The sequence below is a fragment of the Deltaproteobacteria bacterium genome, assembly GCA_011773515.1.
In the GTDB taxonomy this organism is placed as follows: domain Bacteria; phylum Desulfobacterota; class Deferrimicrobia; order J040; family J040; genus WVXK01.
Genome location: WVXK01000078.1, coordinates 44,095 through 53,789, shown reverse-complemented (window position 1 = coordinate 53,789; position 9,695 = coordinate 44,095). Strand labels below are relative to the sequence as shown.

Sequence of the window (9,695 nt, the reverse complement as noted above, 5' to 3'; positions counted from 1 at the left end):
CTCTCAAAGTCAAGGATCCCCAGCTCTTCGCCGAGCGTCGTGTGATCTTTCACCTCGAAGTCGAAGCGGGGCTTTTCGCCCCACACCTTCACTTCAAGGTTCTCCTCTTCCGTGGTTCCCGTCGGCACCGTGTCGTGGGGCAGGTTGGGTATGCCCATCATCAGCTCCTCGAGCTTTTCCTCGACCAGGGAAAGCTCGGACTCCAGCTCCTTTATCTCACCGGAGAGGTCCCGCATCTTCCGGGTGACGGCGACAATGTCCTCTCCTTCCCTCTTCATCTTCGCCACTTCCTCGGAGGCTTTGTTCCGCATGGCCCTTTTGTTCTCCACCTCGAAGAGAACCTCCCTTCTTCTCCGGTCAAGTTCCACGAAGGGGGCAAGGTCCGGCTCCATCTGCCTTCTCTTCATCCCATCACTGACCGCTTCGATGTTTTCCCTTACGTATCGGATATCGAGCACCCTGTACTCCTTGCGACCTTCTACCGTTTACCAGGACACAACCCTGTTCTTACCCTCTTCCTTCGCCCTGGAAAGCGCTCTTTCTGATGCACTTACAAGATCCCCGACGTTTGCGCCATCTCCGGGACAGCAGGCCACGCCCACGCTGACGGTAACCCTGATATCATTGCCCTCAAAAGCGAAAGCCCTCTCCTGTGTTCGCCGGCGTATCCTCTCGGCAATGACCATCGCAGTTTTGCTGTCCGTCTCCGGGAGGATGACGGCAAACTCCTCCCCGCCGTACCTGCACAGGACGTCCGCATCCCTGATTGCATCGCGTGCGAGCCCGCAAAAATCCCTGAGCGTCCTGTCTCCCGCCGGATGTCCGTATCCGTCATTGACCGATTTGAAATCATCCAGGTCGATCATGAGGAGAGAGACCTTCTGCCCGTACCGCTGACATTTTTCCACCTCGTCTTCGAGGGCCTGCTGGAAATACCTTATGGTGAACGCTCCCGTCAGCTCGTCGGTGATCGCAATCGTGTAGAGCCGGGAATTTGCAAGGGACACGGAAATATGAGAGACCAGGGCGTGCATGAATGCCCGCTCCCTTTCGGTGAACTTTCCGCCCTTCTCCTTTAGAGCATAGAGAAATCCCAGGCTCCTCTCCCTGACAACGAGGGGCAACAGCAGGCCGCTTTCTCCATCGGTGGATATGCCTTCCGTAAGCCCCCCCGCGAGCCACATCTTCATGAAGGCGGGGCTTATGGAAGTCCGGTATGCCTCTGCGTCGTCGGGATCGAATGCGATGTCCACTGTCCTTTCGTCATGGACCCTCCGGGAATACAGCTCGACTCTCTCTTCATCGGCGAGCCGGATAACGATGACGCCGTATTCCACGCCGTGTAACATCTCCATGATGATATCCAGGACGATTCTTCGAAGTTCGCTCAAATTGATGGTCCTGGTGATGCGCTCCAGCATCGAATAGAGCGTGACAAGCTCGAAATTTTTTTCCTCGATCTCCCCGATCCGTTCCCCGATGCCCTCCACCATGGAGTTGAAGACTCCACCCAGCTCGCTCATCTCTCCCCGCACGTTCAGATCTATTCTCGTATCGAGGTTCCCGGCCCTGATTTTTTTCGCACCCTCCATGATCATCCTGAGCGGCCTCACCACCTGGGTTTCTACGATTAGAAAAAGGATTCCCCCGATGACGACGACCGTTATTAACCCGAAGGCAACCAGGGACTTCTGGACACCCTTTATGTCGGGAAGGATACTCCCTATGTGTTGATCGACGATCAGGACACCGAGGAGATTTCCATCGCGCCCGTGACAGCTGCGGCACTGTATCTGGTTCTCGATCGGACTGACGGAGCGGAATATCCTTTCACCGCTCTCCTCCTTCATGACAATCGTGTGTTTTTCCGCCTGGCCCGTGCTTCCATGGCATATCATGCATGTGCTGCTTTGCTGCCCCATCTTTTTTCCCACCCGGTCCTCACGGGAAGAGTAGGCAACGACCCCCTTTTTCGTTACGATCGAAACTTCCCTGAGCCCCGCTTCTTGCTGGATGAGGCGAACGGTCTCCTGGATCACATCGGGCGACTTTCCCATCATCTGATTCCGGATACCGGCCTTTATGACCTCACTCACCAGAGCCGTTTCCTTGCCCGCTCTTTCGAGCAGCCGTTCCCTCCCCACAAAGTAGAGCCAAGAGAGGGTTGCAACCATCGACACGAAAAGCACGATGAATATGGGAACCAGCAATCTCGCCTTCAATTTCTCGTGCCAGGCCACTCCCACCTCCGCGACGCCCGCCGGGTTTCTGTCCGAATAACACAGAGGTCAGTCTATATTCAACAGGAATAAAGAATCCTGTACGTCGTGTTTCTGACTGCTGGATGAAAGCCCGCTCCCCGGATGGCGCCCAGAATGTCTCCGATCTCGCTGTGATAGCTTACCCCGGCGGCGCGGACCACGTTCTCCTCTATCATGAGCGAACCGAAATCGTTGGCGCCGAAAAAGAGCGCTATCTGGGCCACCTTGAGCCCCATGGTTACCCACGATACCTGGAAATTTTGAAAATTATCAAGATATATCCGCGAGAGGACCAGGACCCTCAGGTACCCGGGAACGCCGCGCAGGAAGGTGTCCTCTCGTCCGGCGAAATCGGAAGAGCCTGACAGTTTGGTGTTTTTTGGCTGGAAGCACCAGGGGATGAACGCGGTAAACCCGCCTGTCTCATCCTGAAGCTCTCTCAGGAGCCTCAGGTGATTCAGGATGTGCTCGCTCTCCTCGATACTGCCGAACATCATCGTGGCCGTGGTGGGAAGCCCCAGGCCATGGGCCTTGCGCATGACATCGATCCATCCCGATGCGGATATCTTGTGCGGGCTTATCCTCCCCCTCACACGGTCGTCGAGAATTTCGGCGCCCCCGCCGGGAATGGAATCGAGGCCCGCATCGGCGAGCACCGCGAGTGTATCTTCAACAGACCTGTCTGCTTTGCGGGCGATGTGCAGGACCTCGGGAGGTGAAAATCCGTGTATGTTGATGTCGAAGTGCTCTTTGATAAACCGGAGCATCCCCGTGAAAAAGGCAAGGTCAAGACCCGGATGAAGCCCTCCCTGCAGAAGAATCTGGGTGGCGCCCAGCTCTTTCGCCTCCTTCACCTTGTCATAGAGCTCCTCATGGGAGAGAACGTATCCCCCCTTCGAGCCGGGTTTCTGGAAAAACGCACAGAAGGCACAGCCGGAAACACATTCGTTCGTGTAATTGATGTTCCTGTCTATGATGAAGGTTACCGTCCGGGGGTCAGTCCTGGCGAGACGGAGCTGGTGGGCTGCCCTCCCCAGATCGAAGAGAGAGGCTCCATCCCATAGCTTCTTCCACTCGGGGTCGGAAATTCTCTTCCCCGAAACAGCCCTGGAAAGGATCGCATCTATCAATTCCACACCTTCACCACGTTGTAGAGAGTATCCCTCTGCACCGGCGTTCTTCCCGCCTGTTTTATCAGGCCCACGATTTCCGACACCGCGAGCTCTTCCGATGTCTTCGCCCCCGCCGCGTGGGTGATTTTCTCCTCCACCACGGTGCCGTCGATGTCATCGACACCGAAAATGAGGGAGAGCTGGGCAATTTTTTCTCCCAGCATTATCCAGAATGCCTTGATGTGGTCGAAGTTGTCCAGGTAAATCCTTGCAATTGATAGGGTTTTCAGATCATCGATGCCCGATGTGAATCCCTTGGAGATTTCCGTGTTCTTCGGGTGAAACGCCAGGGGGATGAAGGCCTGGAACATGCCCGTTTTGTCCTGAGCCCGGCGCAAAAGCTCCAAATGGTGAACCCGGTGGGCAAAGTCCTCTACGTGACCGTAGAGCATAGTGGCGTTTGAATGCAGCCCCCGTTTGTGGGCGCTCTCCATGACGTGAAGCCACCGTTCACCGGAAATCTTCTCGGGACAGATCTTTTCTCTCACCGTGGGGGAAAATATTTCTGCTCCCCCGCCCGGAAGGCTGCCGAGGCCTGCATCGATGAGCCGTTCGAGAACCTCCCCTATGCCATAACCCGAAATCCGAGAAAAGTAATCTATCTCAACGGCCGTGAAACCCTGTATATGCATGGCCCGCGACACCTGCTTTATCGCCCTGAGCATTTCTATATATCTTTCAAAAGGCCAATCAGGATGAAGCCCCCCCACGAGGTGGATCTCCGTCGCTCCCTGTAAAACGGCCTCCTTCGTCCTGGCAACCACCTCATCGAGGGTCATCTCGTAGGCGAGGTCCTCCTCCCTGTTCTTGCTGAAAGCACAGAATTTGCACCTGTTCACACAGATATTCGTGGGGTTGATGTGCCTGTTGATGATGAAGTAGGAATTATTCCCGTTCTTTTTCTCGTTTGCCAGGGAGGCCATTTCCCCTATCGAAAAGATATCCTCTGACTGGAAGAGGTACAACGCATCGGACTCCGTTATCCTCTCTCCGGCACGTACCTTATCTGAGATCGCTTTCATCCTTGAATCCATCTATTCCACCTCTGAACATCAGTTCCTTCTCCCGCTCGTAGACTATTTTCTCGGGTTCCGCGGGAAGGAACACGTGGAAGATAACCCCCTCCCCCACCCTGTTGTCGAGGTTGATCAGCCCGCCGTGCCTGGTCACGATCGTGTGCACGATCGGCAGGCCGAGCCCCGTCCCTCCGGGCCTCGTGGTGAAGAAAGGGTTGAAAATATTTCCCGTCACCTCCGGGGGGATGCCGCCACCGGTATCCGAAATCACGATCTCAACTCCCGGGAAGGGATCGTTTATCCTGTTGGTTTTAACCGTTAAGATCCCTCCGCTCTCCATTGCGAGCTCGGCATTTGAGATGATATTCCAGACCACCTGACGGATCTGGTCCGGGTCGACATTTATCGTGTCGACATCGCCTGAAAAAGATGTCCTCACCTCTATGGAGTTTTCCTCGAACTCCTCACGGAAAAGGGCGAGCACTTCCCTGATAAGAGAATGCATCTCGACGGATTCAAAGGTGGGCCTCTTCTCCACCCTGCTGAAATAGAGGGTCTCGTTCAATATCCTCTCCAGCCTGTTGACCTCCTTGACGATCACCCTGGCGTAGTTCACGATTGACTTCGGGTCAATGTCGACCTTTTCCAGCCGGATCTTCTTCAGCATACGCGAGGCAAAACCACCCACAACCGTCAGCGGGTTTTTGATCTCGTGTGCAAGCTGGGCAGCCATCTCACCGAGGGCAGCGAGCTTTTCACTCTGAATCAGCCTGTCCTGCGTGCTCTGAAGGGCGCTCAGCGCCTTCTCCAGGTTCTCGTAGAGCTCTGAGTTCTCCAGCGAAAGCCCCGCTTCCGAGGCAAACATGGTCAGCAGGTGGATATCCTCCTCCGTGAGCTCCCGCTCCCTGAACATGTTGTCAACGTAAACCGCCCCCCGTACCGTCCCCTTTACCAGCATGGGAACCACGACAAAGGAGTCTGCATGAAGGGAGCAGAAGCTGTCCGGGAATTTCAGCACTCTCTTGCACCCCTCCGTGGAGGTTGCCGCTTTTCCCTCGCAAACAGCCTTCGCTATCACGCATTCGTCATTCCAGGAGAGGGGGATGCGGTAATCGGCAACCTGCTTCCAGAACTTCTCCTGAAGCCTGCCGAGCTGCTCGCTTTTGGCCCCCGCGTCTTCCACCTTCTTGTAGAGTTTTCTCAGCTCGTTCGCGTCCTTTTTCGTAACCGGGCCGAAAGCCATTTTCGGCACGAGGAGCTTTCCGTCGGCGGAGATCTGAAAGAGGATCGCCCGGGAATAGTTCAAGCCTCCGGGGGAAGTGAGGGAATCGAGCATGACTCTGAGCAACTTTTCCGTCTTTATGGTTGACATGAGTGTTCGGGCCACGTCGTAGAGGGTCTGGAGGCGTTTCACTTTAAACTGGTTCTCCCTGGCAAGGTCCGCTGCCTCTTTGTACATCTTCACATTTTCCAGGACGTTTGCCAGGAGGGTAGAAATGGTCTGAACGAGATTGAGGCACTCGTGATCGAAGGTGGTTTCTCCCTCGCCGAACCGGTAATAGAGTATGACCCCCAGAGGTTTGCCTTTCGAAACAATCGGGACACCCAGAAAAGACGAGACCCCTTTGCTCTTCAGCTCACGGTAGTAGTGAGAGTCTTCAAGAGAATTTATGAGCAGGGGTCTCTTTTCCCGCAGAATGTAGGTGGCGATCTTCCTGCCGACCTGCCTCGGTTCTCTCGCCAGCCCCCTCTGGACGAAACCTTCCTCGGCCTGAAGTTCCCATGACTTTTTTGCGTGATTGTACAGCCTGAGGGAACATCCGTCTGCCTCGACTATCCTCGTCGTCGTCCGCGTCACGTAGTTAACAATATCGCTGAGCCTGAAGGAAGAGGTTATGGCGCGCGATATCTCGTTGAGCGTGAGCAGGTCGGAGACCCTCTTGCGGGCATCCCGGTAAAGCCGTGAATTCCTGATGGCGCCGGCAACCTCCATTGAGGCTACCCTGATGATATCCTTTTCCCTTGCGCTAAAATCCCTCTTCTTCCGTGAAGAGAAATTCATCGCGCCGTACAGGTACACGTCGTCCTTCACGGGAACCGAATATATGGAAACAAAATCCCTTGTTTCCGACGGAACCACCGAGACTCCCGGGGGGGTATTTTGCAGGTCTTCGACGAACAGAGGCTGCCTCTTCCACGCTGCCATGCCGGAAACCCCCTCGCCCAGCCTTACCTTGAAATCCTGGTGGAGACAGTCTTCAACGGATATGGTCGAGGATACCCACGGCTCGAGATAGAGGGAGTGGGCCGGGAGCTTGTAAATACAGACACAATCGACCGCGAACTCCCGTGACAGGATGTCGCATATGAACTTCAGCCTGTTTTCAACCTGTATGTTTGAATTCGATACCTCGACGATCCTGGAAACTATCTCAATGGAAGAACTTCCGTGCTTATTCATAAGTGTGGACACCCCTCTTTTCGAGGGCCTTTTTGTAGAGCTCAACGTACTTCGATGCGGAAACGTCCCACGAGAAGTCCAGCTCCATTCCCCGTACCATCATTTCCTTCCATTCCTCTTTTTTATGATACCAAGAAAGGGCCCTGACAATGGCACCAAAAAGATGGGTTGCGCGGTAACGGGAGAACTTGAAACCCGTTCCCCTCTCCGGGTCCTCATCGACATCTACGACCGTATCGGCAAGCCCCCCCGTATTCCTCACAACGGGAACCGTCCCATACTTGAGGCTGTAGATCTGGTTGAGGCCACAGGGCTCATACAGCGATGGCATCAAAAACATATCGGCTCCCGCCTCTATCTTGTGGGCGATAGCATCATCGTAGGCAATCTTCACGCCGAATTTGGAAGGGTATCTTGCGGCCATCTCCAGGAAGAAATCCTCGTACTTCCTCTCCCCCGTCCCCAGTATGACGAACTTCACATCGAGACCTGCAAGCTCGCTTCCTATCTCGTAGAGGATGTCAAAACCCTTCTGGGCCACGAGGCGCGAAATTATCCCGATCACCGGGGTTTCCACATCGGAGACAGCGAAGCCGTATTCCTGCAGGAGGTCCTTTTTGCATTCAACCTTCCCCGACAGATCATCTCTGGTGTAATTTGCCCGTATGTATCCGTCCGACTCAGGGCTCCAGATTTCATAATCGACTCCGTTGAGAATCCCGAAGAGGTTTTCCCTCTCCCCGTAGAGCACACCATCGAGGCCGAAGCCGAATTCGGCCGTCTGAATTTCCTTTGCGTAGGTCTCGCTCACCGTATTGAGCACATCGGAAAAAACGAGCCCCCCCTTCAGGAAGTTCATCTTTCCGTAAAACTCCAGGGCTCTCGGGGTAAACATCTCCCACCCCAGACCGGTCAGGGGCATGTCGTGGCTCCAGAAGAGGCCCTGATACCCCAGGTTGTGTATCGTAAAGACAGATGCCGTTTCCGCAAAGATGTCGAAGCCGCTGTAGAGGGTCCTCAGGTAGACGGGGATGAGGGCGGTCTGCCAGTCGTTGGAGTGTATGATATCGAACCGGGTTCCCCGGCTGACGATAAACTCGAAAACGGCCCTCGTAAAAAAGATGAACCGCTCGGCATTGTCGACGTAATCCCCGTCCTTTGTGGCATACAGATACTCCCTGTTGAAATACCTTTCGTTTTCAATAAAATAACAGCTCAACCCGCCGCCCAGGACGGTAGAGAGAATACCGCCCTCCTCCGCCCTGTTGCCGATCGGCACCCTGATCTTCACGCCGGTGTTTTCGAGCGAATATCGCTCCCCGGTCACCGACCGGTACTTCGGGAGAATGCAGGCGACTTCCAGGCCCTTTTTCATGAGCATCTTCGGCAGGGTTCCTGTTACGTCCGCAAGACCCCCCGTTTTCGCAAAAGGCACCATTTCCGAAGATACGACAAGCACTTTCATATCACTACCTTGGCGAAAAAAATATCATGAAGATGATTCTCTCAGGTACCGGGCCGCCTCTTCCGGGGGGGTTGGGTTGATATAGAATCCGGACCCGAATTCGAAACCCGCTATCTTCGTCAGTTTCGGGATAATTTCCAGATGCCAGTGATAATGCTCGATCTCACCCACGTTGAATGGAGACGCGTGGATCACGAAATTGAAGGGCGGGTTTGAGAGGACGGCGTTCAATCGCCTGAGTGTAAGGAGGACCAACTCGGCAAAGGAGGAAAGCTCAGCGTTATCGGTTGTCTCGAACACGGCGCTGTGCTTTTTCGGAATTATCCAGGTTTCAAAGGGAAACCTCGGCGCATAGGGGGCAACGGAAACGAAGTCCGCATTCTCGTCGATGATCCGCTCCTTTGCTGAAAGTTCCTGGTCAACGATATCGCAGTATACGCAGCGGTCTCGAAAACGGAAATAGTTGTATCCACCGACTATCTCCTCTGAAACCCTTTTCGGTACGATGGGGAGTGCGATCAACTGGGAATGGCTGTGCTCGAGGGACGCGCCTGCTTCCTCTCCGTGATTTTTAAAGACCAGGACGTATTTGAAGCGTAAATCCTTCTTCAGGTCCAAAACCCGCTCCCTGTATGCGATAACAACGTTTTCAATTTCCTTCGTGTCAAAATCGAATATGTCCTTTTCATGGTCGGGCGTCTCGAGTATGACCTCATGAGCCCCGATTCCGTTCATCCTGTCGTATATCCCCTCTGCGCCCTTTCCCTGGTCGCCCTCTATCATGAGGGCAGGAAACTTATTGGGCACCACCCGTATATTCCAGCCGGGGCGGTTCGGGAGAGATCCATCTTCCCTGATTGCATACACTTCGAGTGGGGTCATCTTTTCGTTACCGGGACAGAGGGGGCACAACCCGCCCTTTCTCTTCGCGTCATCCCTGGCAAAATCGTGAGGCCGCTTTGCCCTTTCCGTAGAGATAATGACCCACCTGCCCGTAATGGGGTCTTTTCGCAGCTCAGGCATTATTACCTCCGGCTGGCGTCTATTGCTGGATTATTCTCTTTCCTCTTCTTCTGAATCGACCTTGCAGTCATAACACATGGTGGTGACGGGTCTCGCCATGAGACGTTTCGCTGAAATACTCCCCCCGCAATCCTCGCACACCCCGTATGTCCCGTCATCGATCCTCTTCAGCGCTTCCTGTATTTTCACTATCAGCTTTCTCTCCCTGTCCCTGATCCTGAGCATGAAATTTCTGTCCGACTCGAGCAGTGCCCTGTCCGTCGGGTCGGGAAAAGGGGCATTATCGCCCGTCATATC

7 protein-coding genes and 1 pseudogene (1 of these 8 running past the window's edge) are annotated in these 9,695 nt (G+C 54.5%); all 8 read right to left on the bottom strand.

What is annotated here, in order from left to right; all coding sequences use genetic code 11:
- Window positions 1–458, bottom strand: a pseudogene (gene serS, locus GTN70_09190) (serine--tRNA ligase) (it extends 791 nt beyond the left edge of the window).
- Window positions 459–485: 27 nt separating this feature from the next.
- Window positions 486–2,240, bottom strand: a complete 1,755-nt coding sequence (locus GTN70_09185) for a diguanylate cyclase (GenBank protein ID NIO17158.1) — start codon at window positions 2,238–2,240, stop codon at window positions 486–488.
- A 59-nt stretch (window positions 2,241–2,299) separates the two neighbouring features.
- Window positions 2,300–3,397: a dehypoxanthine futalosine cyclase gene (gene mqnC / locus GTN70_09180; GenBank protein NIO17157.1), complete on the bottom strand. Its 1,098-nt coding sequence runs from the start codon at window positions 3,395–3,397 to the stop codon at window positions 2,300–2,302.
- Complete coding sequence (gene mqnE, locus GTN70_09175) at window positions 3,388–4,467, bottom strand: aminofutalosine synthase MqnE (protein NIO17156.1); 1,080 nt, start codon at window positions 4,465–4,467, stop codon at window positions 3,388–3,390. Before mqnE ends, mqnC begins: the two co-directional genes overlap by 10 nt.
- A complete protein-coding gene (locus tag GTN70_09170; GenBank protein ID NIO17155.1) occupies window positions 4,436–6,910 on the bottom strand; it encodes a GAF domain-containing protein in 2,475 nt (824 codons plus the stop codon). Before GTN70_09170 ends, mqnE begins: the two co-directional genes overlap by 32 nt.
- On the bottom strand, window positions 6,903–8,375 hold the full coding sequence (glgA, locus tag GTN70_09165; GenBank protein NIO17154.1) for a glycogen synthase GlgA: 1,473 nt from the start codon (window positions 8,373–8,375) through the stop codon (window positions 6,903–6,905). Before glgA ends, GTN70_09170 begins: the two co-directional genes overlap by 8 nt.
- A 24-nt stretch (window positions 8,376–8,399) precedes the next feature.
- Window positions 8,400–9,398, bottom strand: a complete 999-nt coding sequence (gene galT, locus GTN70_09160; protein ID NIO17153.1) for a galactose-1-phosphate uridylyltransferase — start codon at window positions 9,396–9,398, stop codon at window positions 8,400–8,402.
- 30 nt (window positions 9,399–9,428) lie between these two features.
- A partial coding sequence (locus tag GTN70_09155; GenBank protein ID NIO17152.1) for an RNA polymerase-binding protein DksA occupies window positions 9,429–9,695 on the bottom strand: 267 nt, incomplete at its 5' end.

Bases quoted from the DNA above. Each gene is read 5' to 3' on its own strand.
- glgA (NIO17154.1), bottom strand. From the start codon at position 8,375: ATGAAAGTGCTTGTCGTATCTTCGGAAATGGTGCCTTTTGCGAAAACG.
- galT (NIO17153.1), bottom strand. From the start codon at position 9,398: ATGCCTGAGCTGCGAAAAGACCCCATTACGGGCAGGTGGGTCATTATC.
- mqnE (NIO17156.1), bottom strand. From the start codon at position 4,467: ATGGATTCAAGGATGAAAGCGATCTCAGATAAGGTACGTGCCGGAGAG.
- GTN70_09170 (NIO17155.1), bottom strand. From the start codon at position 6,910: ATGAATAAGCACGGAAGTTCTTCCATTGAGATAGTTTCCAGGATCGTC.